Source organism: Salinibacter ruber DSM 13855 (genome assembly GCF_000013045.1).
Classification (GTDB): domain Bacteria; phylum Bacteroidota; class Rhodothermia; order Rhodothermales; family Salinibacteraceae; genus Salinibacter; species Salinibacter ruber.
Genome location: NC_007677.1, coordinates 377,525 through 402,549, shown reverse-complemented (window position 1 = coordinate 402,549; position 25,025 = coordinate 377,525). Strand labels below are relative to the sequence as shown.

The 25,025-nt window shown below is 67.7% G+C and carries 20 protein-coding genes and 1 riboswitch; of the genes, 11 read left to right on the top strand and 9 right to left on the bottom strand.

From position 1 onward, the window contains the following. Positions 1-108: 108 nt before the first annotated feature. From SRU_RS01620 to recQ, 3 genes are all read right to left on the bottom strand, one after another. Entirely contained in the window at positions 109-2,835 is a 2,727-nt protein-coding gene (locus SRU_RS01620; RefSeq protein WP_112902941.1) for an adenosylcobalamin-dependent ribonucleoside-diphosphate reductase, read from the bottom strand. A gap of 231 nt (positions 2,836-3,066) precedes the next feature. Continuing rightward, a riboswitch (adenosylcobalamin-variant (AdoCbl-variant) riboswitch) is annotated at positions 3,067-3,143 on the bottom strand. A gap of 713 nt (positions 3,144-3,856) precedes the next feature. Then, entirely contained in the window at positions 3,857-5,242 is a 1,386-nt protein-coding gene (locus SRU_RS01615; RefSeq protein ID WP_164923435.1) for a hypothetical protein, read from the bottom strand. A gap of 150 nt (positions 5,243-5,392) precedes the next feature. Then, positions 5,393-7,216, bottom strand: coding sequence for a DNA helicase RecQ (recQ, locus tag SRU_RS01610; RefSeq protein WP_011403078.1), 1,824 nt, complete (start codon positions 7,214-7,216; stop codon positions 5,393-5,395). Positions 7,217-7,474: 258 nt separating this feature from the next. Here recQ and SRU_RS01605 point away from each other — a divergent pair, with 258 nt between their 5' ends. The 8 genes from SRU_RS01605 to SRU_RS01570 all read left to right on the top strand — a co-directional run bounded on the left by SRU_RS01605 (position 7,475) and on the right by SRU_RS01570 (position 17,702). Then, positions 7,475-7,909: a BlaI/MecI/CopY family transcriptional regulator gene (locus SRU_RS01605; RefSeq protein ID WP_011403077.1), complete on the top strand. Its 435-nt coding sequence runs from the start codon at positions 7,475-7,477 to the stop codon at positions 7,907-7,909. 45 nt (positions 7,910-7,954) lie between these two features. Next, entirely contained in the window at positions 7,955-11,425 is a 3,471-nt protein-coding gene (locus SRU_RS01600; RefSeq protein WP_237701836.1) for a M56 family metallopeptidase, read from the top strand. 35 nt (positions 11,426-11,460) lie between these two features. Then, a complete protein-coding gene (locus tag SRU_RS01595) occupies positions 11,461-13,362 on the top strand; it encodes a S41 family peptidase (protein WP_237701835.1) in 1,902 nt (633 codons plus the stop codon). A gap of 22 nt (positions 13,363-13,384) precedes the next feature. Further along, on the top strand, positions 13,385-13,663 hold the full coding sequence (locus SRU_RS01590; protein WP_011403074.1) for a hypothetical protein: 279 nt from the start codon (positions 13,385-13,387) through the stop codon (positions 13,661-13,663). A 7-nt stretch (positions 13,664-13,670) separates the two neighbouring features. Further along, positions 13,671-14,363: an ATP-binding cassette domain-containing protein gene (locus SRU_RS01585; RefSeq protein WP_011403073.1), complete on the top strand. Its 693-nt coding sequence runs from the start codon at positions 13,671-13,673 to the stop codon at positions 14,361-14,363. Between the two features lie 126 nt (positions 14,364-14,489). After that, positions 14,490-14,633, top strand: coding sequence for a CDGSH iron-sulfur domain-containing protein (locus SRU_RS01580; RefSeq protein WP_118828485.1), 144 nt, complete (start codon positions 14,490-14,492; stop codon positions 14,631-14,633). A gap of 200 nt (positions 14,634-14,833) precedes the next feature. Then, positions 14,834-15,823 carry a cation diffusion facilitator family transporter gene (locus tag SRU_RS01575; protein ID WP_118828484.1) on the top strand — a complete coding sequence of 330 codons (990 nt, stop codon included), beginning with the start codon at positions 14,834-14,836 and terminating at the stop codon, positions 15,821-15,823. Positions 15,824-15,935: 112 nt separating this feature from the next. Then, positions 15,936-17,702 carry a lytic transglycosylase domain-containing protein gene (locus tag SRU_RS01570; protein WP_164923433.1) on the top strand — a complete coding sequence of 589 codons (1,767 nt, stop codon included), beginning with the start codon at positions 15,936-15,938 and terminating at the stop codon, positions 17,700-17,702. Positions 17,703-17,717: 15 nt separating this feature from the next. On the opposite strand, the gene SRU_RS01565 is transcribed toward SRU_RS01570, so the two are convergent. The 6 genes from SRU_RS01565 to SRU_RS01540 form a co-directional block, all read right to left on the bottom strand. Next, on the bottom strand, positions 17,718-18,092 hold the full coding sequence (locus tag SRU_RS01565; protein ID WP_011403069.1) for a TM2 domain-containing protein: 375 nt from the start codon (positions 18,090-18,092) through the stop codon (positions 17,718-17,720). 36 nt (positions 18,093-18,128) lie between these two features. After that, positions 18,129-18,446 (bottom strand): DUF2752 domain-containing protein, encoded by a 318-nt coding sequence (locus SRU_RS01560; protein WP_011403068.1) that lies wholly within the window; start codon positions 18,444-18,446, stop codon positions 18,129-18,131. A 90-nt stretch (positions 18,447-18,536) separates the two neighbouring features. Then, on the bottom strand, positions 18,537-19,427 hold the full coding sequence (locus SRU_RS01555) for an alpha/beta fold hydrolase (protein WP_011403067.1): 891 nt from the start codon (positions 19,425-19,427) through the stop codon (positions 18,537-18,539). Between the two features lie 70 nt (positions 19,428-19,497). After that, entirely contained in the window at positions 19,498-19,962 is a 465-nt protein-coding gene (locus tag SRU_RS01550; RefSeq protein WP_011403066.1) for a DUF4385 domain-containing protein, read from the bottom strand. A 42-nt stretch (positions 19,963-20,004) separates the two neighbouring features. Then, positions 20,005-21,009 (bottom strand): hypothetical protein, encoded by a 1,005-nt coding sequence (locus tag SRU_RS01545; protein ID WP_011403065.1) that lies wholly within the window; start codon positions 21,007-21,009, stop codon positions 20,005-20,007. A gap of 95 nt (positions 21,010-21,104) precedes the next feature. Next, positions 21,105-21,881 carry a DUF3047 domain-containing protein gene (locus tag SRU_RS01540; RefSeq protein WP_011403064.1) on the bottom strand — a complete coding sequence of 259 codons (777 nt, stop codon included), beginning with the start codon at positions 21,879-21,881 and terminating at the stop codon, positions 21,105-21,107. Between the two features lie 465 nt (positions 21,882-22,346). Here SRU_RS01540 and SRU_RS01535 point away from each other — a divergent pair, with 465 nt between their 5' ends. The 3 genes from SRU_RS01535 to SRU_RS01525 are packed head-to-tail and all read left to right on the top strand — an operon-like array spanning position 22,347 to position 25,017. Further along, positions 22,347-22,856, top strand: coding sequence for a hypothetical protein (locus SRU_RS01535; protein ID WP_237701834.1), 510 nt, complete (start codon positions 22,347-22,349; stop codon positions 22,854-22,856). Positions 22,857-22,903: 47 nt separating this feature from the next. Continuing rightward, positions 22,904-23,800 carry a hypothetical protein gene (locus tag SRU_RS01530; RefSeq protein ID WP_112902917.1) on the top strand — a complete coding sequence of 299 codons (897 nt, stop codon included), beginning with the start codon at positions 22,904-22,906 and terminating at the stop codon, positions 23,798-23,800. A gap of 53 nt (positions 23,801-23,853) precedes the next feature. Next, positions 23,854-25,017 (top strand): glycosyltransferase family 4 protein, encoded by a 1,164-nt coding sequence (locus SRU_RS01525; protein WP_011403060.1) that lies wholly within the window; start codon positions 23,854-23,856, stop codon positions 25,015-25,017. Positions 25,018-25,025: the final 8 nt, after the last annotated feature.

The following is a 25,025-nucleotide window of genomic DNA, read 5'->3' as shown; positions in this document are numbered from 1 at the left end:
GGAGGGCGCCGCGAAAATCAGTCTCGTACGTCCCGACCACGTGTGAGGAGCGCACTTCGGGCCGGTCTCGTTCCGACCCGCGCCCCCACTGCCGCGCCGGCGCGTGGCCTAGCTGCACCGCGAGTGCCCGCAGTCCGCGCACTCCATGCAGCCCTCGACGTGGCGCACGTTCGCGGACCCGCACTTGTCGCAGGTGACCTCGTGGTCGGTGGCATGGGCGCGCAGGGCCTTCGCCATCGACTGGCCGAAGGAGGCAATCGAGCCCTCCGCCTTCTCGAGCTGCTCCACGAGGAAGTCAATCTTGGAGCCGTGGCGCAGCGCCGTGGACACGAGCCGCGTCTCCACGCGCACGTCGTCGGACGGCATGTGGCTGGTGATGTCGCCAATCACGACCGTGCCGTTCGGGCCCAGAAGCGAGTAGTGGCGGCTCTCGTTCTTCCGGATGTAGCCCTCGTCGACGCGCTCGCTGTCATCGCCAAAGAGCGGGGCCTCGCCCTCCGACTTGAACGCGAAGACCTCGTAGGGGTGGTCCTCCAGGAAGCCGACCAGGATGGTCCAGTGGTCGCCCTGGTACCGCACGCGGTGGATGGCACACGGCAGGGTCTCCGGGCGGTCGGGCGCCTCGGTGCGGGGCACGGTCCGGTCGTCGTCCCCGTCGTCCTCGCCGGAAAGCACGGCACTCATGGTGCCGGCCCGGTACGTGGTCACGCCCTTGATGACGCCCGTGTCGTGGGCCTTCTTGTAGAGCTCCTTGAAGTCCTCGAAGGGGTAGTCGTTCGGGACGTTCACCGTCTTGGACATCGAGGAGTCCACGAACGGCGCCAGCGCCTTCATCTGGGTGAGGTGGTCGTCCACGTCCAGGTCGCGGGTCGTGACGGCCCAGTCGGCGTCCGGGTCCCAGGTGCCGTCCGTCTCCATGTGGCGCACCGCGTAGTCCTTGACCTCCTGGTCCTTGCAGATGTCGCGGGTCGGGTGAATCTGCCAGTGGGTGTGGCCCTCTTCCTGGCAGCGGAGCACCGTCTCGTCGCCCTGCTCCTCGGCGGTCCAGGCCGTGCCGTCGGCGTCGATGTCCTGCCCCACCTCGTAGGCGTTCGGGGACATCGGCGGGCGGTTGATGCCGTCGGGGAGGGCCGGCTGCTCCGACGTCCGGATGTAGCTGTGCATGAACACCGGCTCGATGCCGCTCGACGGGGCGTTGCCCAGCGTGGAGGTGTTGCCCGTCGGCTGGATGCTAAGCAGGTGGCTGTTGCGGAGCCCCAGGTCGCCGATCATCTCCTTCGTCTTGTCCGAGAGGCGCTGGACGAACGGACTCGACAGGTACTCGTCCTTGTCGAAGAGCGGGAACGCGCCCTTCTCCTCGGCGAGGCGCGCGCTGGCCTGGTAGGCCTGGTTGGCGAGGTGCTCCTGGAACTCGCGCATCACGCGGGCGCCCTCCTCGGAGCCGTAGCGGGTCTTCATCATCATGAGGGCCGAGCCGTCGCCGTAGTGGCCGAGGCCGATGCGGCGCTTCTCCTGCAGGTTGCGCTGCTGCTCCTCCAGCGGGACGTAGCTGAGGTCGTTGACGTTGTCGAGGAAGCGCACCGCGAGCGGGACGAGGTCGTCGACGAGATCGTAGTCGATCGTGCCCGCCTCCCGGTCCACGAGCTGCGTGACGTTCAGGTTGCCCAGCAGGCAGACGCCGCCGACCGGCAGCACCTGCTCGCCACACGGATTCGTGGCGTTGATGTGCTCGACGTAGCCCAAGTTGTTCTCCTTGTTGATGGTGTCGACGAAGATGACACCGGGCTCGTTGCGGTTGTAGGTGGAATCCATAATTCGATTCCAGATCTCCCGCGCCTCGTAGACGGCGGGCTCGCCGGTGGCCGGGTCTGTCCACGTCTTCACCGTGCCGCCCTTCTCCTGGTAGGCCTTCAGGTTGCCGTCCCAGTGCTGCTTGTAAAACTCCTTCTCGTTCTCGTAGTCGGGGAAGCGAAGCGCCCACGTGTCATCGTTCTTGACCGCCTCCATGAACTCGTCGGTGATGAGGACCGACATGTTGAACTTGTGGAGGCGCCCGGGCTCCTGCTTCGCCTCGATGAACTCGATGATGTCGGGGTGCCAGATGCCCATGGTCACCATCTGGGCGCCCTTGCGGATCTTGTCCTTCACGTCGTCGCGGTCGGACTTCATGCCGGAGCCGGCGACGATGGTGGCGGCCTGCTTATTCCAAACGTCGAGCATCTGCACCGCGCCGGGCGTCATGGAGCCGACGCCGCCGATGCGGGCCCCGCGGGGCCGCATGATGTGGGCGCAGAACCCGTAGCCGCCCTCCGAGGCCAGGATCTTGGCCTGGCGGGTCAGCTCCGCCTGGATCTCGTCCATCGAGTCCTGGTCGTGGCCCTGAAAGCCCGACACGAAACAGTTGATGAGCGTGGCCTTGCCGAGGCCGGTGCCCGCGTTGGCGAAGATGCGTCCGCCGGGCGTGAAGGGGAAGGGACCGGTGCCCAGGCCTTTCCCGCTCAGAAGCTGATAGAAGCGCTGGGTCCACATGTCGGTGTCGTCTTCGACCTGGGCCATGGCCCGCGCGTTGCGGTACCAGGTGTCCGGCACCCGGTCGTCGGTGCCGTACTGGTAGTTTTGCCCGTAGACCTCTTCGGAGATCTCGGTCTCGAAAATGTCGTCGTTCGTCCGGTCGTCTGTGATGAGGTCGCTTTCGGACAGCTGGTACTGGTGCGACCCGTTTCGTCCCGACCGGGTGTTGACGCGGTGGCCGTTGGAGGCGTGCCCGTTGGTCGATTCGGCCGGGGCGGCCACGTCGGCCGCCGAAGAGTCTGTAGAGGAGGGGTTCTGGGACATAGCTGAGCGCTCGGTTAGTAGAAAAAGGACCTCGGACGGTTGGCGCGCGTCGCGAAGGTCAGGGCGCGCTGAGAGAGGCGATGCAATACAGGACGGCCCCCGGCAGCAGGAGCGAACTGCCCGGAACGGTCCGGCCAATGCCGTCAATCAACTCGTACGCCACGGACCACATGCCCTTGAGACGCGCAGGGCTCCCCCTCCGGCACGGCGGCCCAAGGGGACGTGATCGCTCTCCGAGCGGGCATTCGGGCTGGAACCGTTGCGCGGCAGCGCCGGCCTTCCACCGGACTTTCCCCGTGACGCAGGAGCACCCATCGGCGCGTTCCTGCCGCCATGCCACGACAGCACGACCCCGGAGAGCACGTGCTCACTAAGCGTGTCTTGTACGGTAGGTTTCTGGCGCCAAAGTATCAAATGACCGCTGTTTATTACTGTTATTGTTTCACCGCGAAAACCCTTCCTCAGCGCCGATGCGTGGAGGTCGTGCGGGAACGTGGCTTTGTGAATTCCTCGATTCGTGTGCGCCTCGTCTGTGGTGCCGTGGAATCTCACGGAGCCTGAGTCTCCTCTTCGAACGGGCTCCACATACGAAAAATTCTCGTCTGCAGCGGCCGGCGACCGAACGTTCACGCGGGTGGGGACGATGCCTCCCCAACCGTGTGCCCGAACACAGGGGATACGGGAGCGACAATTCTCCCGTGGTGGTCCGAATCGAGAGGCCTTCGGCTGCTGCTTTTCCACCGGGCCGTCTCAGGCTACGCCGTCGTTGCCGGACGCCCTCCGCCAACCCGCTGTGGTCTGGACTCCGACTCGTCCGGGGCGGTCGGGACGGTTTTCGGCCACGGACCGACGTCAGAGCCCTCGCACCAGGCGACCGCTTTCTATTACTGTTATTGATCACGCCGGGGATTCCTTTTTGGCGCCGGTCGGCGTGGACAGGACGGACGGGGGCCGTACCGCGGTTTTTGGCCCAGCTCCCTCCTAGCAGACAGGGGCGTCTCCTTGGTCCCGCCCCGGGCGCTCACTCGTCCCCGCCGTCGTAGCGGAAGTTGTACGAGATGCCAACCTCGGGCGTCCCGTGCACCACGTCGAGCCCGCCGTAGAGCACGACCCGTCCGAGGTTGCCCACGACCCCGGCCGAGACGACGGGATCCCAGTCACGCCCCGCCTGGGGATCGATGTGCGCACCGAGCCCCAGGGCCGGCTGGACGCGCGATTCGAACACGTCGTAGAAGCCGAGGGCGCTGACGCTGAGCTCCTGATCGGGGCCGTCCTCCAGGACGGCACTGTTGACGGCCGCCTGGAGCTGGACGCCGCCCCGTGGATGCGTGTAGCCGGAGGCCAGTCCGATGGGGGTGTCGCCCCGCCCGTAGAGGCCGGCCGTGCCCCCCGCGAAGGCGACAATGCCCACGGCGGCCGCCGCCCCGAGCGCAGGAATGCCAAGGTCGGTCTCCTCTTCGTCCTCGTCTTCCTCGTCGTCCTCGTCCGAGAGAATCTCCTCAACGCGAGAGCGGCCCTCCGTGTCTGCCTCATCGTCCTCGCCCTCCTTCCCGGAATCATCCCTGGCGCCCCGTCGCCCCTCCGTTCGTTCGTCTCGGCCCGTCTTCTCCGACCGCTCCGTGTCCGCCGCCGAGCGGCCTACCGTTTCGCCCCGGGGGCGTCGGGTGCGATCATCATCCTCGTCCTGCCCCCCGACGTAGTACGGGCGCGGCGCCACCCGCCAGCCAATGTAGATGCGCGACCGGGGCCTGTAGATGCTCGGCGATCGGGACGGCTCCGGCCGGCGCTCGCGGGCCTCCCCGTCTCCGGTGCGGGGGGTGCGCTCGGCCGCGTCCGACGTGAAGCCCATCCGCTCCACGACGAGGCCTTCGAGCGTCGCCCCCTCCGCGAGGATCCGACGCGCCTCGGTCGGGGAGACGTCGAGGAAAACCCGTTCGTGAGGCACGGTCACGTTGAACGCGAACCGGTCGGGGACGGGGCGGAGCGCCATGCTGTCGACACCGATGATCATCTCGGCGCGCTTCTCGCCGTCCACCCGCACGTTGGCCCGGAGCTCGACGTTCGTCATGCGGACGCCCGCCGGCCGCTCGCGCCAGGGCAAGACTTCGCCTTCGTAGAGCACCCGCTCGGCGGGGCGCCAGTTGACGACGAACGACCACCGCGACGTGGTGTCGGTCGCGGCGTACCGGTAGTCGAGCGCCATCGAGTCGATGCGGGGCAACAGGTACGGCGCGTCCTGTCCCATCTCGTCGAGGAGGGTGGGCAGCGAGCGGGGCCAGCCTTCGAGGGCCGCCGTCCCGTCGCCCGTCCCGCGGGGGGCCTGCGCCTGTCCCGAACTCACTCCGGTGATCAACAGCACGCCAACGAGCAGCACAAGCCGGAGCCCGGCAGACACGGTTCGGTGCATGGGCCTTTGATATCCAAATGGGAGAAACGGCTCTGGAATCCGTATGGCCGCACAGAGCCCCGAGTTCGTCACACCGCCCTCTCCCTCAGGCTCCTTTTTGGAGAGCAGACGACACTGAGCTATTTCTGTGCGTCCACGTGCTTCGTGCGTTCACGTGTGCTCGCGGATCGTGTCGAGGAACTGCCGGCCGTACCGTTCCAGCTTTACGTCCCCCACGCCGTGGAGGGCGCGGAAGTCGCTTTTGGACTGCGGCCGGTGCTCCACCATGGCACGGAGCGTTTTGTCGTTGAAGATGACGTAGGGCGGCACTTCTTGGTCCGTGGCGATCTGCGTGCGGCGCTCCCGGAGGGCCTCAAACAGCTCCCGTTCCGGGCCGTCGGCCGGGAGGGGATCGTCGGTCGCGGTTTTCGTGGTGTTGGGCGAGGCCGACGCCGCGGCCCCGTCGCGGAAGGCGACCGTCTCGCGGCCCTTCAGCACCGGGCGGCAGTCTTCGGTGAGCGTGAGCGCGCCGTACCCCATCACGTCCACCTCCACCATGCCCTTCGCCACCAGCTGCCGGAGGACGGACCGCCACTCGGCCTTCGACCGGTCGGCGCCGATGCCGTAGGTGGAGACGGTGTCGTGGTCGTGGCGCTGAATTTTCTCGGTGTCCTTGCCCAGCAGCACGTCGGTCACGTGGCCGCTGCCGAAGCGCTGGCCGGTGCGGGCGATGCAGGAGAGCGCCTTCTGGGCGGCCGTGGTGCCCTCCCAGGTGTCGGGCGGGCGCAGGCAGTTGTCGCAGTTGCCGCACGTGTCGCCCCCCATGTCCTCGCCGAAGTAGTTCAGGAGCACCTTGCGGCGGCAGTCCGGCGCCTCGCAGTAGCCGAGCAGGGCGTTCAGCTTGTGGCGCTGGGTCCAGCGGTGCTCGTCGTTCTCGGCGGAGTCGTCGATGAGCTGTCGCATGCGGACCACGTCCCCGCGGCGGTACGCCATCCAGGCGGTGGCGGGGCGGCCGTCGCGTCCGGCGCGGCCGGTCTCCTGGTAGTAGGCCTCCAGCGTTTTCGGGACGTCGAGGTGGGCCACGAAGCGCACATCGGGCTTGTCGATGCCCATCCCGAACGCGACGGTGGCCACCACGATGAGGCCGTCCTCGCGCAGGAAGCGGTCCTGGTGCTCGCTGCGCTTGTGATCGGAGAGGCCGGCGTGGTAGGGCACAGCGGTGTGGCCGTGGTCGGTCAGCCAGTCGGCGGTGGTCTCCACGCCGTTGCGGCTGAGGCAGTACACGATGCCGTTCTGGCCGGGGTGCTCCCGCTCGATAAACTCGTGTAGTTGTTGACGGGGCCGGTTTCCCTTCGGCTCCACCACGTAGCGGATGTTGGGGCGGTCGAAGCCGGCCACGAACCGGTCCTCATCCGTCATGCCGAGGCGGTCGAGGACGACCCGCTGCGTGGGCGGGTCGGCGGTGGCCGTGACGGCGATGCAGGGAATCTGCGCGAAGTCGCCCCGAAGGTCGGCCAGCGCCAGGTACTCGGGGCGGAAGTCGTGCCCCCACTGCGAGATGCAGTGCGCCTCGTCGATGGCCAGCAGGGAGGGCCGGGCCCGCGAGAGCAGGGTTTTGAAGCGGTCGCGCGTGGCCCGCTCGGGGGCCACGTAGCAGAGGTCGAGCTCGCCCGCCGTGAGCCGGTGCTCCACCGCCTCCCGTTCCTTGCGGCCCAGGCTGGAGTTGAGCACCGCCGCCTTCACCCCCACCTGCTGCAGGGCGTCGACCTGGTCCTGCATGAGCGAGATGAGGGGCGAGACGACGATGCCGGGGCCGTCCCGCACCATCGCCGGGATCTGGTAGCAGAGCGACTTCCCCCCGCCCGTCGGCATCAGCACGAGCGCGTCCCCGCCGTCGACGAGCCGCTGCACGACCGGCTCCTGGTACGGGCGGAACGTCTCGTACCCGAAGACGGACTGGAGGACGTGCGTGGGATCGGCGTGGGTGACGTCCATCGAGCGGGGGCGGCTGTGAAGAACACGGAGGCAGAGGCTCAATCTTCTACGGCGTCCCGCACTCCTACGACACGACGTTTCGGAAATGTTCGTGCTGCTTGCGGGCCCCTAACACGTCTCGCATCATGGCATGCCCGCGTGCACTTGAAAATCGCCTGCTCTTAGCGTCGGCCCCGCCCTTGACTTTTTGGCCCGCCGAAACGTATGGTGTTGATGTGTTAACGTTTAAGAATCAACACTCCCTCGCAATCCGCCCCCATGAACGGTTCTCTGTACAACGAACTCGGTCGCCGCGAGGGCCAAATCATGGACGTGGTGTACCGGCTGGAGGAGGCCGGGGCCGAGACGATCCGCACCAGGCTCCCCGACCCGCCCTCCAACTCCGCGACCCGGTCGATGCTCCGCCACCTGGAGGAAAAAGGCTACCTCGACCACCGGCAGGAGGGGCGCCGCTACGTTTACTTTCCCACCCGGCCGAAGGAAGAGGTGCGCCGGTCGTTGTTGGACCACCTACAGGAGACGTTTTTCGGCGGGTCGCTGTCGGAAACGGTCGCGACGCTTCTCTCGGCGAAAAGCGAGGACCTCTCTCCCGAGACGCTCCGAGAGTTGGAGCAAATCGTCGAGGATGCGCACGACTCGTCTGAATCCTCGGAGGCCGGCTCGTCCAAGACGGATGCTTCAGGGGACCCGTAGCCTCCCTCGCACCGCATTGCAAACGAACAGATGGCACCGAGCCCAATGGTTCGCCCTCTTGCGTCGTCCCATCTGAGCACCCTCCTTCTCGATGTCTTGCTGAAGGGCGCAGTCCTCTTGCTTCTTGCCCACGTGGCGAGTGCGCTACTCCGCCGATGGGAGGCGCCGGCCTCGCTTCCGCGGGCCGCCTGGGGCCTGGCATTTGCGGCGCTTCTGGCGCTGCCGATCGGGCAGATGGTTCTACCGCAGTCGTCCCTCCCCGACCCGGTCGATGAGGTCGTACGGCTCGCGGACGATTCGGCCAACGGGCCGGCGGTCCGCCGGCCGTCCTCACGGCGTGACGAGCCGTGGTCCGATTCGAAGTCGGCGTCCGGGGCCTCTGGGGAGGGGCGCACCTCCGCGTCTGCCGGAGCGTCGGGCGGGGCGGGCGCGTCCCCGGGCCGCTCCACCTCGGCGCTCGGCGAGGGCCGTGCAGACGAATCATCCTGGCTGCTGGGGTGGGCGTGGGGACCGGTCCTGCTCGGCGTCTGGGGGACCGGGGTGGTGTTGCTGCTGGCTCGCCTGCTGGTCGGTCATCTGCGATCCCGGCGCCTCCGCCGGCAGGCCCGCCGGGCCGACGCCCCGGACTGGGACGAACGCCTCCAAGAAGTTCAGGAGCAGCTTGGCTCGGGGCGTACCGCCGAGATTCGGTTTCACCCGGGGGCGACGCCGATGTCGCTCGGGCTGTTCTCCCCGACGATCCTCCTCCCAGATTCCGCCCGAGAGTGGCCCCCCGAGCGACAGCGGCTCGTCCTTCTCCACGAGATGGCCCACCTGAAGCATAGGGACCTGCTTTTGGGGCTTGTCGGGCAGCTCGGGCGCGCGCTGCACTGGCCCAATCCGCTGGCCTGGACGGGGTGGTCGAAGCTGCTTCAGGCCCGCGAGGCGGCCTGCGACGAGACGGTGCTCGCCGCGGGCGAAGATCCTGAGACGTACGCCCATCAACTGCTGGCGGCCGCGCGCCGTGCGGTGAGCAATCACGTCCCCACCCCCGCCCTGCAGATCGCCCGGCCCACGCGGCTTAAGGAGCGCATCCTCGCCATCGTAGGCCGGGACGACGTTGCGTCCTGGTCGCCCAGACGCAGGGCGCTCCTCGGAACGCTCGGCCTGGTGCTGACGCTGTTGGTGGTGGCTGTCCGCCCTCTTCCCAACGACTGGTATCCCCGTGCGGAGCGGTCGGGGAGCAGCCTGGCTGCCACCACGGTGTCTGACGCGGAGATGTCGGCTCGCAGGGCCGCGGAGCCGAATCAGAAGATTCAAAATCTGCGGGCCTTCGCCACCCTCTACGGCTACGTCCGCTACTTTCACCCCAGCGACGCGGCGGCGGAGGTCGACTGGGAGACGTTTGCCGTCCACGGCGTGCGGCAGGTGACAGGCGCCAGCAGCCGGGCGGAGTTGCGCTCGACCCTGGACTCGCTGTTCACACCGATCGCCCCGACGATCCAGTGGTACGAGACGGGCGCCCCCCCGCCCGCCCCGCACCGTGTGCTTCCGGCCGCCGACACTTCAGCGCTCAACCTCGTCGCCTGGCAGCACAAGGGCCTCGGCCTCGGCAACCGCGGGCCGTACGAAAGCGCGCGTCTTCATCGAGCACACGAAGACAGCACGAACCGACCGCCAATTGCACAGGCCATGCAGGGGCTCGACGCCACCCCGCACCGCGGGAAGCAGATTCGCCTTGACGCAGCCGTAAAGACCGACACGACCACAAACCTTGCGCACCTCTGGCTCGCCATCCTCCGTCCTAACCAACGCCCTTCGCCCGAAGACCTTTATGACTCGCCAATTTCGGCAAAGAACTGGACACGTGTGAAGCCACGCCTGGATACTGTGGCGCAGGACGCACGGCAGATTGCCGTCGGGGCTACCATCCGGAAACCCGGAACTGCCTGGATCGATCAAGTGGAGCTTTCTGTCCGAGGCTCCTCTGAGGAGGATTGGACGCCAATTGAGATTACCAATTCGAATTTCGAGAACAAAGGAGAGAACGGCCAGCCCGCCGGCTGGCGAACATTTGGCCGGTCAGGGGCGGAGGTGGCGGTAGCGTCCGAGCAGGTGGATGCGGGCGAACGCTCCCTTGAGCTACGTATTTCGCCGCAGTCGGAGGCGAGTCTTTTCGACGCTCATCCTGCCTCGGGAGAAGTGGCAAATACGGCCCTCGGACGCAACCTCTCTGCCCAAATTCCGCTTGCGCTCTACAGCCACAACGACCAAACGCTTCGCCCCGACGGCGTCCCCTCCCCGGACCGTCTCCACAATACGCTGGACGCAGTGCAGATGGGCAAGCTCTCCGCGGCGGACGAGGCGCTGCGCCTCGCGGACGTCGTCATCGCCTGGAACGTCTTCCAGCACTTCTACCCGTACTTCGAGGTCGTAGACACCAACTGGGACCAGGTGCTGACTCGAACCCTCCAGCGCGCCGAGGCCGATACGTCCAGTCGCGACTTTCTGCGCACGCTCCGGCGGATGCTGGTGCCCCTGAAGGATGGGCACGGGCGCGTGTCGCACCCCGCCGACAGCCTGACGGCCGGTCTCCCGCTCCAGTTCGATCGGGTGGAGGGAAATGTGGTGGTCGCCGACACGGCCGCCTCCGCCGCGGCCCAAAGCTGCGCGCGGCCCGGAGACGTGCTGACCGCCATCGACGGCACGCTGATCGAGGAGGCCCTTCAGGAAGAAATGCGCTCCATCTCCGGCTCCCCGCAGTGGCGGACGGTCCGCGCCCTCCGGCAGCTTGGCGAGGGGCGGCCTGGAACCACTGCCCGTCTTGAGCTTCGCCGGGAGGGACAGGCGGTGGCGTGCCAGGTTGCCCGACCGAGCGACAGCTCGACCCGCAGGCGCAAGCGGCGCCGGCTCCAGGCCGAGCCCCGGCCCGATTCGATCGACGTGCTCCCGGGCGGCACCCACTACGTCGACCTGACACGGGTCGGGATGGAGGCACTCCGCCCCCGTCTCGATACGCTCGCCCAGGCCGAGTCGGTGATCTTCGACGTGCGCGGCTACCCCGAGGGCGGCAACCAGGAGCTCCTCCAGCACCTCTCGTCCGAAACGCTCCGCTCGGCCCACTTCGAGATTCCGAAAATCATCTATCCTGATCGCCGCAAGATTGCCGGCTACACGGGCGGGCGCTGGACCCTCCCGCCGAAGTCGCCACAGCTTAGCGGTGAGGTCGCGTTCCTGACGGATGCCCGCGCCATCAGCTACGCCGAGAGCATCATGGGCATCGTGGAGCACTACGACCTGGGCACCATCGTCGGCCGGCCGACCGCCGGGGCGAACGGAAACGTGAATCCATTTACGCTTCCCGGGCAATACCAGGTCTACTGGACGGGCATGCGCGTCCAGAAGCACGACCGGTCTCAGCACCACCTCGTCGGCATCCGGCCGGACGTGCGGGCCACGCGCACCGTCGAGGGGGTGCGGGCCGGTACGGACGAAGTGTTTCGGACGGCGCTCCGCGTTCTCGAACGGTCCCCGTAGTCGCTTCCTCCCTCACAATGGCTCTATTCAGTAAAGTGCGCCGATCTACGCTGGTTGCCGCGGGCCTCGTGCTTCTCGCCGGGGCCGCCGCCCTTACGTACACGTACCGCGACACGCTCGGGCTAACCGACCCACCACGAGGCGAGCAGGTTGAAAATCTTCGTGCCTTCGCCACCCTCTACGGCTACGTCCGCTACTTCCACCCCAGCGACGCGGCGGCGAATACCGACTGGGACGCGTTTGCCATCCACGGCGTGCGGCAGGTAAGGAACGCCGCCAACCGGGCCGAACTGCGGGCCGAACTGGAGGCGCTCTTCGAGCCGATCGCGCCGACGATCCAGCTGTACCGGACTGGGAACGAGCCGCCTACGCCCGCCGACGTCCTTGCGCCCTCGGATACGGCAGGGCTGAATCTCGTGGCTTGGCAACACCAAGGGATCGGCTTCTCTCAAGGCAACGTTCCGAGCAAGGTCCGTCGATTGAACGACTCGCTCAGAACATACCGTAGCATCCGTCTCAATCGCCCCCCCGGGCGAGACCGGCTTTTCGAGGCACACGCCGCCCCGAAGGAAATGACGGCGAAGCCGCTGGGGCGAGGCTTGTCTGTTCAATTGCCGCTCGCTCTGTACGGGGAGGCCGGACAGACACTCCGCCCGGCGAACGCCCCCTCGCCGTCTGCGCTGCGGGACTCGCTCAGCCACGTCGAGACCCCAATTCTTAAGACTACCTCCTCGCTTCGGCTCGCGGGCGTGACGATCGCCTGGAACGTCTTCCAGCACTTCTACCCGTACTTCGGGGCCGTAGACGTCGACTGGGACGCAGTGCTCACGCGCACCTTTCGACGGGCCCTGGCCGATGACACGTCGACGACCGAGTTTGTCCAGACCCTTCGTCGCATGGTCGCCCAACTGGAGGACGGGCATGGCCGAGTGGTTCACTCAGGAACGTCTTCCACCTCCGGACTGCCCGTCCGGTTTGGTCGGATCGGGGACGAGATCGTCGTCGTAGACACCGCGGGGCACCTCGATCGGACTCTGTGTCCGGACATCGGAGACGTGGTCGTGTCGATCGGTGGTCGTCCTCCCGAGCAGCGGTTGCAGGAAAGGAAGCGGTATATCTCCGGCTCGCCGCAGTGGACGGAGGGGCGGGCCCTGCAAAAGCTGGGGCGGGGAGACCCAGGATCGCCTGTCTCTCTCACCGTTCGGCGAGGGAACGCCGAGAACACGTGCAAGGTGACGCGTTCCGACCGGCGCATCCCCTGGCGACAGCTTCAGGTGGATGATCGTCCGAACACAGTAGATACGCTCCGCGCCGGCGTTCGCTACGTTGATCTCACTCGGGCCGTGTGGCCTACGCTCCGGCAGCACATCGGGGAGCTTGCAGACGCAGACAGGGTTGTCTTCGATCTTCGGGGGTACCCAACCGGCGGTGCGCTCAAGCTTCTGCCCCACCTGTCCGGGGACACGCTCCGATCGGCCCGGTTCCAGAAACCACAGTTCATTTACCCCGATCAGGAGAAGATCGTCGGCTACGACGCGTCCGGGCGGTGGACGCTCCCCCCCGAAAAACCACAGATTACCGGCGACGTAGTGTTTCTGACCGGGCCGGGGGCCATCAGCTACGCCGAGACCATCATGGGCATCGTGGAGCACTACGAGCTAGGCACCATCGTCGGCCAGCCGACCGCCGGGGCGAACGGAAACGTCAACCCCTTTGAGCTTCCGGGCGGCTACAAGGTGTGGTGGACCGGCATGCGCGTCCGCAAGCACGACGGCTCCCAGCACCACCTCGTCGGCATCCGGCCGGACATCGAGGCCGAGCGCACGATTGAGGGCGTGCGGAACGGGCGGGACGAGGTGCTGGAAAAAGCCCTAGAAGTGCTCCGGTCCAGCGGGCGGGCCCCATCCAGCGAGCGCGGGGCCACCGCGTCCAACTGATCCGACCGCCCCGCTGTGCAGCATGATCGTCTATCTGGCGCAAAAGTACCTCGCGAACACGCTGGTGTTTGCGGCCGCCTTTGGCCTGCTTCCCGTCCTCTTTGGCGGTTCGCTAGCTGCGACCCTCGTGCCCGCTCTGTTCTGGGGCAGTGCGGCGGCGGCCGGCTACACCTACTGGCGCTTCCGGAAAAAGCAGGTGTGGCCGCTGTACGACAACCTCCGACGGCCGCCCGTCATTTTGCTCGGGGCACTGTTCCTCGCGGTCCAGCCGCTCACCCTGACGCTCGCCTTCTGCCTGTAGCCCCACCATGAACGACGACTCGGCCCTCATTCTGGATGGGGTGTTCTACCGGGTCCCGAGCCTTGACATCCTCCAGGGCGTGCACCTGAAGGCCCACGCGGGAGCGATCACCGGCCTCTTCGGGCGCAACGGCAGCGGCAAGACGACCCTACTGAAGGTGGCCGCCGGGCAGATTCAACCCAACAGCGGCCTCACCATCATCGACGGCACGCGGCTGCACAAGCAGTCGAAATGGAAACGGTTCTCGACGATCGCCTACCTGCCTCAGGAGTCAATGCTTCCCCCGGACGTGACCGTGCGGACCCTCGTCCGGAGTGCCGGGCTGTCGTCCCACCACGTCCCCGACCAACTCGCCTCCTCCCCCACCCGGACGGTGCGGACCCTCTCCGGGGGCGAGCGGCGGCTTCTGGAAGTCGCGATCGTGTTGGGGCTGGAGCGCGACTACGTCCTGCTCGACGAGCCCTTCACGGGCGTGGAGCCCCTCCTAATCGACGCCATCGGTCGGCGCATTGAGGAAGCGGCCGCACAGGGGACCGGCGTCCTCCTCACCGACCACTACCACCAGCACGTGACACCGCTCGCCGACGACGCGTACGTCCTGTGGCAGAAGCAGTGCGTTCCGCTCGACGGCGACGCCCCCCTCCACGACCAGCTCGTGGAGATGGGGTATCTCCGGGCCGACGCGGCCGCCCGCTCGTAGCCGAGGCCGACAGGAGCGCCCGGGCGACCTCCCGGCGACACCTGGTCTCGGACATCCGGCGAACGCCTCTTCTCCCCCTTCGTACCACCGGCACCAATTCTCTTGGCCTTCACACCCCCCCCTGTGATGGACACCGACGGCTGCCCCCACGAGGGCGACGGCGAGACGCTCCTCGCCGATACACGGATGGCCCTCTGCCGCTGCGGCGCTTCCGAAAGCAAGCCCCTCTGTGACGGAGGCCACACGGAGATGGGCTTCGAAGCGGGTTGAGTGCGTTGCTCCTTCACGGGACGAACCGCTCCCTACGAACTGGATTGAGAGCGCGGGGGCGTGGAAGCACGGGAGCACGCGGGACCCTGGCCGTCTCGCACGCCGCCGGGCCCTCGTCGCACTCTCTCACTCTTCATTCCTGCGCTCTCCTCCCCTACACTCTTCACGCCCACGCATTCTTCCCCTGCGCCCAAACCAACATGGCCTCGTCGAAGAAGGCAATTTACGCCGCCATCCTTGGCAACTTCGCCATTGCCGTCACCAAGTTTCTCGGGGCGGCCGTCAGCGGCAGCTCCGCGATGCTGGCGGAGGGCATCCACTCGCTCGTGGACACCGGCAACGGCGGCCTGCTCCTGCTCGGCCTTCGTCGCAGCAAGCGGCCCCCGGACGAGAACCACCCCTACGGCTACGGCAAGTCGCTCTACTTCTACACCCTCGTCGTCGCGGTGCTTATCTTCGGGCTCGGGGGCGGCATCTCCCTCTACGAAGGCATCCTCCACACGCTCGACCCCGGCCACGGCGGCGCCAGCACCGCCTCCGTCCTCGGCGTCACGGTCGGCGGCCTCATGCTCAACACGGTCGTCCTCGGCGCCGCCATCGTGTTTGAGGGCCTCGCCCTGCGCACCGCCCTTCAGGAGTTCAAGAAGCAGCGCGGCGACACGCCCTTCTTCGAGGCCATCGTGACGAGCAAGGACCCGACGACCTTCACGGTCGTGTTCGAGGACACCGCCGCCCTGGCCGGCCTCGTCGTCGCGCTCGTTGGCATTCACCTTGCAAGTCTACTCCACATGCCCGTGATCGACGGGATCGCCTCCATCATCATCGGGCTCATCCTGTGTGGCGTGGCCGCCTTTCTCATCTGGGAAAGCAAAAAGCTCCTGATCGGCGAGGCGGCGGCCCCCGAGATTCGGGACGACATTCGTCGCATGGCCCACGACGACGCGGACATCGCGTCGGTCGAGCGCCTGCTCACGATGCACATGGGCCCTCGCGCCCTCCTCCTGAACATGGACCTCCGCTTCCGGGACGACCTCGACGCCAACACCGTGGAGGCCGCCGTCGATCGGCTGGAGCGCGCCATTCGGAAGGCCCACCCCAGCATCCGGTACATTTTTGTGGAGGCGGGCTCGATTGCCCGCACGCGAGCATCGGACTCGGGGGCCTCTGCGGCCGGCGGTCCGCCCTCGTAGAGAATATTCACCGTCGGCGCCGACGCACTGCATTGACGATGGGCCACGGATTCCGTATCCATCATTCTGCCCTCGGCCCCTTCCGCTGTTCCCTCGTTCCATCTTCACCTCCATGCCGACCGTTCTCTCCCGTGCCCTCTTCCGCGGCGGCTGCGCCGGCCTCGCCCTGCTCGTGCTCGCCGGCTGCGGCGGCTCGCTCTCTTCGCTCGCCCCGACGCCCGAGCCGAAGCGGGTGCCCGAGGATACGATCCTGGTGGCGGACACGGACACCACCGCCCTCGACCCGGAGGTGGCACGCCTGTACGCCCTGGAGTCGGAGCTCCTGGCCGCGGACGACAGTACGCGCCGGGCCCACCTCCTCAACCAGGCCATGGCGGAGCTGGCCACCCTGCTCCGCACCCGGCCGGACGCCCTCGAACGGAGTGCTGTCCGGTCGGTCTACGGGGGGCTCACGGCCGAGTACCGGCGCTTCCACGGCTACCCCAGCGACCCGGACTCGACGCTCCTGGCCCGGGGGCAGATTTTCTCCGTCCGGGCCCGCTTGTTCGCGGAGCTGGAGGACGTCGAAAATCCGCTTCTGGAGGGCGCCCCCGTCCGTCCGGAGGCCGAGGTGGAGGGGACCGAGATTCCGATGACCTCGAACCGGTTGGTGAAGCAGAGCACGACCGCCCTCGAGGAGGAGCCCAGCGAGCACGTCAACCATTGGCGGCGGCGTGTGCAGGTGTACGGGCCCATGATCGAGCACATTCTGGCGGAGGAGGGCGTGCCGCAGGAGCTGAAGTACCTCGCCATGATCGAGAGCGGCCTCAACCCCGACGCCCGGAGCTGGGCCGGCGCCGTGGGCATGTGGCAGTTCATGCCCGGCACCGGCCGGCGGTACGGCCTTACGGTGAACGCGTGGGTCGACGAGCGGCGCGACCCGGAAAAGGCCACCCGGGCGGCCGCCCGGCACCTGGGCGACCTGTACGACGAGTTCGGCGACTGGCACCTCGCCCTGGCCGGCTTCAACTGTGGGGCCGGCTGTGTGCGCTCCGCGCTCCGCCGGGCCGACGCCGAGGACCCGTCGTACTGGGACGCCCACGAGTACCTGCCGCGCGAGACGCAGGGCTACGTGCCCATGTTCATCGCCGCGGCCCGCGTGATGGAGAACCCCGAGGCGTTCGACCTCGCCCCGCCCGAGCCGGCCTCGCCGCTCGCCTACGACTACGTCCCGATACACGGAAGCCGCCTCTCGCTCCGCACCGTGGCCCGCCTCGCCGACACCACGCGCAGTGCCATCGAGTCGCTCAACCCCGAACTGCGGCGGGGCCGCGTGCCGCCCTCCAAGGAGCGGTACTACGTGCGCATTCCGCTGGGCAGCTACCCGCGGTTCGCCTGGAACTACGCCGAGCTGCCGGACGAGAAGAAGCAGCCGGCCACCACCTACGCGGTGCGCCGGGGCGATACGCTCTCCGAGATTGCCGTGCGCTTCGGCACCTCCACCGCCACGCTGAAGCGGCTCAACGGCATCAGCGGCGCCATCATCCGCCCGGGCGACCGGCTGGTGGTGCCCGTCCAGGAGTACGCGAGCGCCCTTAGTGCGGCCGACCAGCGGCGCCCCCTGCGCGTGCAGTACGACACGTCGCCCCCCACGCGCCCGCTCGACGCGATCGAGACGGCCCGCGCCCCGTCGGACACGACGTCCGGGCCGCCCGATGCATCCCCCGCCTCCAGCCCCCAAACGGCCGCCTCCGCCCCCACGTCCTACCGCGTGACCCGGGGCGACACGCTCGGGGAGATTGCGCAACGGTTCGGGGTGTCCATCCGGGAGCTCCAGGCCTGGAACGACCTCAGCGGCACCCGCATCCGCCCGGGCCAGCGCCTGCAGATTCGGGACTGACCCGGCGGGACGATTCTATGCGCCGTCGTCCGCTGTGTCGTACACGGTGCGGACCGTCTCGGCCACCTCCAGCGCCACGTCCCGGTTGTAGCGGAAGGCGAGGTCCTGGTACTTGATGACGTCGTAGATCGTCCCGATCAGGCACAGCCCGCCCGTGAAGAGATAGACGAGCCCCAAGGCAACCTTTCCCGTGTAGAGCCGCTGTAGCCCCGCGGCGCCGACAAACCCCACCGCTGCGAGAATCAGGATGTGGGCCGGGTCGCGACGGCGCGACCGGTAGATGCGCGCGAAGTGTTCGGCCTGCGCGTCGCTCATGTCGTTGAGCAGGCGGGCGACCTCGACCTGTTCGTCGCCCTCGAGTTCAGGGAGGTAGCGGAGCACGTTGGACATGGGCGGAGAAGCGGTGGGTGTGAGAGAATGGGAGGCTCAGTGCGACGGGGCGGGCGCCGTCCGGCACAGCGACACGACGTGCACCGCGAGCACGCCGACGACGGGGCCCGCCAGCGGGTGCGCGTTCCACGACGCCGTCCAGTGCCCACGGGCCAGGTGCGCGATGGCCGTCCCCAGGCCGTCGCCCGGACACGGGAGGCCCAGCTGCTCGATCAGGCACAGGTTGATCCCGCCGGAGGCCTGGGGGGCGATGCTGGCCGCAGCGAGCAGGGCCGCCGTCCAGAAGACGGCCTCGAACGGCACGGCCCGAAGCCGCCGGACGACCGGCCCTACTGCGCCTTGGACGGTCGGCATGGGGAAAGGACGGATCGAATGAGAACTCTTGAGTGGGCCCCTATCACGGGTCGGGCCCCTGCACTGTTACACCCGCATGGCCCTCCGCTCCTACGCCTCCAGGTGGCCGAGCAGCAGCCGGTTGACGGTCGCCGGGGCGTCGTGCTGCACCCAGTGGGTGGCGTCGTCGATGATCCGGAGGCGCCCGTCGGCACACATCGCGGCGCTGGGGGCCGCCATCTGCCGGCTGAGGGCGATGTCCTGGGCGCCCCACACCACGAGCGCCGGCACGTCGACGGCCCCGGACGGCGGAGTACTGCGCAGTGCTCGGCGGCCTGCGGCCCGGTACCAGTTGAGCATGCCCCGAAGCCGGCCCGGCCGGCGCCACGCCCGGCGGTAGGCCGCGAGGTCCGCGTCGGCAAACGTGTCGGGGCGCCCGCTCCACCGGAGCATCGTGGCAAGGCCCTGGCCGTCGTTGCGCCCGAGCAGCCACTCCGGCAGGCCGGGCACCTGAAAGAACAGCGCGTACGTGCTCCGCAGCAGCTGGGTGGGGCTCGTGCGGAGCGTGTCCCGAAAGACGTGCGGATGGGGCACGTTGAGCACCGCGAGGCGCCGCAGGCGCTCCGGGCGGGCGTGGGCCAGGTGCCACGCCACCATTGCGCCCCAGTCGTGCCCCACGACCGAGGCGCGAGCCCGGCCCGTGGCGTCGACGACCGCGCACACGTCGTCCACGAGACGGTCCAGGTCGTAGGCGGCGACGGCCCGCGGCGCGTCGCTGTGGTTGTAGCCGCGCTGGTCCGGCACGACGACCCGGTGGCCCGCCGCGGCGAGGGCCGGGATCTGACGGCGCCACCCGTACCAGAACTCCGGGAAGCCGTGCAGGAGCACGACGAGCGGGCCGTCCTCGGGGCCCGCCGCCCGCACATGCAGTCGCACCCCTTCACGGTCGACCCAGTGCCGCTCAAGAGACACCGAGCAATGGTTCGTGGGATCGCTCTCCATCACTGTCTCACTTTCATCGTGTCCGCCCACCTCTCCAATCCTCACCCCTCCAACCCTCAACTCTCTCCCCTCAATCCACCATCGGACTCGCGGCCGGATCGTATACCTCGTTCTGGTGGTGTTCTTTCAGGCGCTCGTACGCGGGATCGTCCGTGAGGGCCTGCCACGCGTTCCGAAAGACGACGGCCGCCGCCCGCTTCTCGGGATCGGCCCACTGCTCGGGCTCCCGCTCGGTGCCGTCGTCTTCATACTTTCGCCCGCCCGGATACTTTGCGTACCGCATGGCCCGCGTGAAGCCCATCTGCAGGTACTTCCGTGCCATGTCCATGCCCACGAAGTCGTCCGCGGCCCGGTACCGTTCGTAGGCCTCCCGGAGGGCCTCCACCGCGGCCTCCGCGGCGGCCTCGTCCTTGAAGCCCCAGTCCGGAAGCAGCTCGTCCTTGTACGGCTGGACCTTGAACACGCCCTGCTCGCTGGAATCGTACCGGTAGGCCTCCGGGTGGGCCCGGAAGTCAGTCTCGTACGCGCCTGCCATGGATCCAGACCTCCTCGTTGCGTGCACGTCCTGGGTCCCGTCTCACTCCGCGGACGCCGAGTCCGGGTTTTGGGGCGTCACCTGTCGGGGCCGGGTGCGCTCCTCGGCGAGCCGGGCCCAGGTGCGCTCGGTGAAGTCCCGAAACGTCTCTTTCTGGTGGAGCCACCCGAAGTGAAGGGCGTAGGGCGTCACCTCCATGTATTCGCCGGCCCTCGGCAACGACTCGGCCCCCCTCAGCAGGGCGTTGCGCAGCGACGTGTTCGAAATGCCGCGGAGGCTGTACACGAACCGGTTGGTGTAGAGGCGATACGACACCTCCTTGAAGTCCGGGTCGTGGTCGGTCAGGCTGTCGATGTAGTCGAGCTGCGGGCTGTTGCGCCCCTGCAGCCACGGAAATACGTGCAGGTCGAGCTTGCTCATGGCCAGGGCGATGCTCCACTCGCAGGTCTCCTCACTGCGCCCTTCGTCGAGCCGGCTCCGGAAGTGCGTCTTGCCCACCCGATCGAGAAAGGACGCGGCCGCCGCGTCGACCTCTCGGGTGCAGGCGTCGTCCTGGGCGTAGATCATGCCTGCCTGCACGCGCGGCAGTTGGGTAAGGCCAAGCCGACGTAGCGTGCGGCGGCGGCGCCCCAGCAGCACGTCGACGACGACCCCGAGCCCCTTCGGCCCCCCAAAAAAATGGTCGGCGTTCTGCAGGCCGGTGGCGGTAAACGGGAAGGCCGAGAACTGCCGCCAGAGGGGATCCGGGTTGCGGCACCATATGATGTCCGCGTCCACGAAGAGCGACCGCTCGAAGGCCTTGAAGCGATGGAGATGGTGCTTGAACCCGACGATCGACCGGTGCTCTCGGGGCAGGTCCTCGAGCACGTCGAAGTGCGCATCCAGCCCCCGACGCTCCAGCAGGGCCCGGTGGTGCTCCGGGCAAAAGAGGGCCACGGGCCGGTCGGGATCGTGCCGACGAAGCGTGTGGACCGACGCCACGACGTGCTTCACGTATCGATCGGGGCCGTAGCTGTGAAGGACGTAGCCTTCGCGGGGGGAGGACATGAAGACAGAAAGGGCAAGCTGATTCGACGGGACATGCTCTTCAAGACGCGGGCCCCGTCGATTGGTTCATGTCTCGCGACCGGCCACGTGGAGCCTCACCGGGGCGGAAGCAATTCGATGTCGTCGACGTCGACCTTTGCCTCGTCACCGGTGGTGTCCGAGTCGCTCCACAGCGTGATCGACACCGGGCGATCGGGGGGATCCTCGCCAAACACCTGCCGGTAGTCGTCCCGGATGCGCCGCTGGACCGTCTCCCACTCGCCCGTGCGCGGCTCGCGGGCCGAGTCGACGACGATGACCTTCAGCGGGCCAAAGGAGACGGTCGTGCCCACCGGCAGGGAGGAGCTGTAGGTGTACTTGATGCTCTTCGGCCGCCCCAGCCAGTCCGACCCGAACGTCACGTACACCGCGCCCCCCGTGTCGTTTTGGTCCCGTTCGCTGGCGCCCTCCGGCAGCTTGCGGGCCCGCCAGCGCCACTTGAGGCGGGGATGATCCTTCAGGTTCCATTCGAAATCGACGCCGTTTCGCTTCGTGTACCGCAGCGCCTCCCCATCTGTGATGAGCTGGACGTAGCGGTTCCCGTTCTCCTCCCGCACCTCCACGGTCTCGCCCGGATCGCGGCTCTCCTCGTACGACTGGATGTTCTCATCCGACTTCACGAACACCCATCCGTCGGGAAACGTCCCCGGCGCGTCGTCTTCAAAGTTGTCGACAATCACCGGGTCCCCCTCATTCGAGGTCGCCCCCTGTGCGTGCCCAGCCTCAGGGGCGGAGAGGGAAATCCCCAGAGCCAGCCCCCCGACACACAGTCCCAGTCGACGGACCGTCTCGCCAAAAAGCGCTGAGTATGTTGGAAGAATAGAGTGGGGCATAGGAGAGCATTTGGTTGAAAAGGAGTGAGCACCTTCTCCCCCATTCTTCGCGCGTTCTGGTCCGTTCCGTTCACGGCCACGCTCCGTCCATGACGCCGCGTTCGGCCTTCCAGAAGTAACTGTGCCGGATGCCGTCTCGGTCCAGCCGCGCAGCCCCAAAGAGGCCCCACAGGTACACACACGGTTGCGGCGTGCTCCCTCACCGAAACGTTTACACCAAATTCCGAGACCAATTGCACACTCGCCCTCGTCCTACACGTCCTCCTTTCCGTGCCGGCCTGCAGCCCGGACGGCTTGACTTCTACGTCTCGTTGTGCCGAAATTTACACTGCATTCCACCGGCCCTTTTCTGCGGACGCACCGTTCCTTGGTGGGTCCGTTCGGAAGAGCGCCGGACGCCGCCCCCCAAGCCGACGACGTCCTTCTTCCGATAGGTCTTTCCCTCAGTAGCCAACTTTGTGCCCCATGGGCTTTCCCAAGCGCGCCCTCCAAATTGTGGGTGGGGTGTTGGTGGTCTACGCCCTGCTCGTAGCTACCCACCTCGGTGAATTTTGGCCGTTTAGCATCTACCCGATGTTCTCACAGGCGGGCAATCCCTGGACCCGGGCCATGGTCCGCGAGATGCCATCCCAGACCGACCCCGACACCCTCTCGTGGGACGCGGTATCGCTTCAGAGCCTTCCTGGCGCGTCCTACCCATTGGCGCCGAAGGGCATCAACCAGAACGACGTGGCCAACTACGTGTCGAAGACCGACCGGTGGTCCGACGAACGCGTGCAGGGGCTCCGCAGCCTCTTCTTTAAGAACCGGTCGGTGAATTCCTCGCTCCTCGTGTATCGCGTGCGCGGCGAACTGGTGGCCGATTCCGTCTCCATCTCCGCCACCCCCGTCCTTCTGTTCACCCCCGGCGCCAGTCATCTCAACCCGTCGCCCAGCGACCGCACCGTGGCGGGACGCTCCCCCCCTGCCGAGTAGCAACGCCTTCCACCTCCGCGTCTCGCCCGTCTTCCTCTGCCTCCCCCATGTCTACACTGGCCCGCTTCGCGCACACCCTCCGCTACGAACTCTTCGAGAACACACCGCCGGACACAAAGGGGCGTCGCCTCTTCTTTCGGGGGCTGGAGCTGTTCATCATGGGGTACGCCGTTTACTTCTGCTGGACCTGGGGCGTCTACATCCAGCAAAATATCAGCTCGGTCCTGCTCCCCTTGGGACTGGCGAACTACATCGACGTGTCGTTCATGTTCGACCACAACGTGGCCCTCATCAATGCCGTTTTGGTCGGCATGCTCGGGCTCGTCGGGTTTTTCCGGCTCTGGCGGCCGGCCTACCTGCTGGCCCTCCTTGCGTTTCACCTGCAGTACGTGGCCCGGTACTCCCTGGGCGAGATCTCACACGGGTCCAATCTCATCGGCATGGGTGTTCTCGGGCTGGGGCTGGCCCTCGTTGTCTTCCAGGGCGAACGCCAGCGCCGTCGCTTCACCTTCGGCTTCCTGTACTTCTTCATCGGGCTCGGCTACACGTCCGCCGCCGTCTGCAAGCTCATCGGCACCGGCATCACGTGGCCCGACGGGCGTCACCTCCTCATGTGGATTGGCGAACGGAAGGTCGACACCCTCTCCAGGTTCGGAAGCTTTGACGCCACCATGCTCCAGGATCTGGTCTTCTACGACTACCACTTCGGCACGCTCATTCTGCTCGTGGGCCTGCTCACCGAGGCCGTTAGCTTCCTCATGTGGTGGGGCAAGTACCGATACCTCGTGGTTATGCTCGTGGTGGGCATGCACTTCGGCATCTTGTTCAGCATGAACATCTTTTTTCAGGCCTCGACCATTCTTCTCATTCTGCTGGGCCTGCCGTGGCACCGGCTCATCGACTACGGCCTCGACCGCGCGCCGGCCACCGTCGCGTCCTCGTAGGTCGACCCCCCTGAGCGAGACGCGCCCTGCCTCCTTGCGTTCGTGCCCTTCGTATGCGCCTCCTGTTTGTCACCCAGGACTTCCCGCCGGACGTAGGCGGCATTCAGACGTACTCCTGGGAGGTCGCGACCCGGCTGGCCGAGCGGGTGGAGGCCCTCGAGGTGATCGCCCCTCACCGCCCCTCTGCCGCGAGGGTCGACCGGGCCGCGCCCCCCGCCGTCACCCGCGTTCGCGGACGCCCCGACCTGCTGCCCGTCACGGCCCTCTTCACTGTCGCACGGCGGGCCGTTCGTTTGCGGGCCGACGTGGCCCTCCACGCCCAGTGGCAGACGGTGGGGGCGTCCGCACTTGCCCGGTGGCTCACCGGCTACCCGCGCCGCATCGTCTGTGCCGCCCACGGGCGCGAATTGCTCTTCAACCCGCTGTCGGGCCGCTCCGGGCTTGGGGCTGCCTACGACCGGTTTCGGCGGTGGTCGCTGGCGCAGCCCGACGCCCTCCTCCCGGTGAGTCGGTATACAGCCCGTCTCCTGCAGGAGCGCGGCGTCCCGCCCGCCCGTCTCCGCGTGGTTCCGAACGGCACGGACCCGAACCGCTTTCGTCCCCGAGGGGGCAGGGCGCTCCGCGACCGCCTCGGCATCGGCCGCCGTCCGATGCTGTTGACGGTGGGCCGCCTGGTCCCGCGGAAGGGCGTCGACACGGTTCTCCGAGCCCTTCCCCGCATCGCCGCCTCCGTGCCGGAGGTGCAGTACATGGTCGCCGGCACCGGCCCCGACCGCAGTCGGCTGGAGCGGCTGGCCGTCCGGAAGGGGGTGCGCGACCGTGTGCACTTTGTCGGGCACGTGGCCGACGACGCGTTGCCCTCCTACTACTCCGCGGCCGACCTCTTCGTAATGCCGGCCCGCGAGGCCCCGCCCGACGTGGAGGGATTCGGGCTCGTCTTCCTGGAGGCCAATGCCTGCGGCACCCCCGCCGTCGGGGCGCGGTCCGGGGGCGTCCCCGACGCGATCGTGGATGGGGAGACCGGCCTGCTCGTGCCCCCGGCCGCCCCAACCGCCCTGGCCTCCGCCCTCGCTTCTCTGCTGCACGCCCCGGAGCAACTCGCGACCCTGGGGCGCCAGGGCCGTACGCGCACCCTGCGCACGGCCAACTGGCAGGAGGTGGCCCGGAACGTCCACGCGTTGCTGTCGGAGGTGGCATCGCATCGCCCCCTTCCGTAGGGGGCTCA